Source organism: Oleiphilus sp. HI0061 (genome assembly GCF_001635675.1).
Genome location: NZ_LWFE01001477.1, coordinates 1 through 1,462, shown reverse-complemented (window position 1 = coordinate 1,462; position 1,462 = coordinate 1). Strand labels below are relative to the sequence as shown.

2 protein-coding genes are annotated in these 1,462 nt (G+C 44.8%); one reads left to right on the top strand and one right to left on the bottom strand.

Translation table 11 applies throughout. The features are described from left to right. Positions 1-811 (top strand): hypothetical protein (locus A3735_RS31300; protein ID WP_197485993.1); only part of this gene is annotated, 811 nt, incomplete at its 5' end. 49 nt (positions 812-860) lie between these two features. Here A3735_RS31300 and A3735_RS31295 read toward each other — a convergent pair. Continuing rightward, positions 861-1,462: hypothetical protein (locus tag A3735_RS31295; RefSeq protein ID WP_197485992.1), on the bottom strand; the 602-nt coding region annotated here is incomplete at its 5' end.

The window sequence follows — 1,462 nt, the reverse complement described above, 5'->3', positions numbered from 1 at the left end:
AAAGCCTCTAATTGAAGAAAAGTTATACGAGCTGGCTAACGCTCAGTCATTGAGTATTTTCGACCTAATTACTGACAATAAAATACTTACTCAAATGATCATTAAGTCGAATCAGGCAGATGCTTTCCTAAGCGGTTTGGCTCGGATTGAAGATAAGCAATCACTGCTAGAAATTGCAGTAAAAGCAAAAATGGCAAAACTCCGACAAGCCGCTGCTGAGCTTATCGAAACAGAAGCAGACTTAAGCACACTGCTGAGTCAGGCAAAGGGTAAGGACAAATCGGTTTATCATATAGCCAAGTCCAAGCTTGCCACTATCCGCAATCAGATCGCTGAACGAAGTCAACAGCAACAAGATATAGAGAAAGCACTAGCAGACATTACCGCCCTCGCAAAAACCGAGGTTCTTCAGCACTACGATGCCAAGCTTTTTAACCTAAGCAAACGTTGGGCGGCAGTTAGCCTCAGTGCTAACGAAACACAACGCAAAGAATTTGCTCACTACCAAGCTGAGTGCCAAGCAAGAATTGATAAAATTGCCCAAGAAAAGCTCGAAGCAGAAGAACAGGAGCGCTTAATCCAAACCGGTGGTGATGAGCAAGAAGCGACTTTGTATACATTGTCTGAAACACTTAAGCGCTTCACCACGGAGGTCCCCTCATTTCATGATATCTCTGCAATTGACGCGCTAATCAAAACTCAGGAAAACCGCTGGCTTGTTTTTAGTGAAGTACCAGACATCTGGGTGTGGCTGGGTGCTGGAGCGATACTGGCGGGCGCAATTATTAATATGCTGTCCAGACAGAAGTGAAGCAAACCGGGCGCTCTGATAGATGAGCACCCGTCTCGCTTAGTTAGTCTTATTGAGCAAAAAGGTGTTGAATTGTATTGTCAATTCGAGGCTCAAGTTGGCTGAACTCTTCTAGTGTCGGGCCAACCGAGTCATACCACTTTTGTAAGCTTGCGCTAAGTTGTTGCTCTCGGCTTAGGTTTTCACCTGATGAAGACATTCCTTCTGAAAGCCTGCTAACTTGTAGCTGCATGCGCAGCTCTTTGTCACTTTCCGGTGACTCGATACCTGCAGCGATCTCACAAGCTATACACAAAGAACGTGCCTCTTGAAGTGTCACGCAACGCTCGGGACTTACCGAACCAGCTTTGACAGAGATCCATAAAGTTTTAAGAGTATCTTCCTGAGCTTTAGGAAGCTCAAGTTGCGAGGCAAACTCATCATCAAGGCTCGCATCGGCCTGAGTATTATTGTGATAGACCTCTCTACAGAGCTTAGCCTTACGCTGTACTTCTTGCCAAGCTAATAGGTGCTGCCTGTTTTCTTGGCCAGCGATAAGTTGCTTAAGTTTTTTGAGTAAAGCTTCAAAACGATTTTGAATTTTTTCCAGAGCTTTGCCTTGTACTGAAGGTAGGGACTTATATTCTTTACGGTACTCGCTTAATCTGGCTT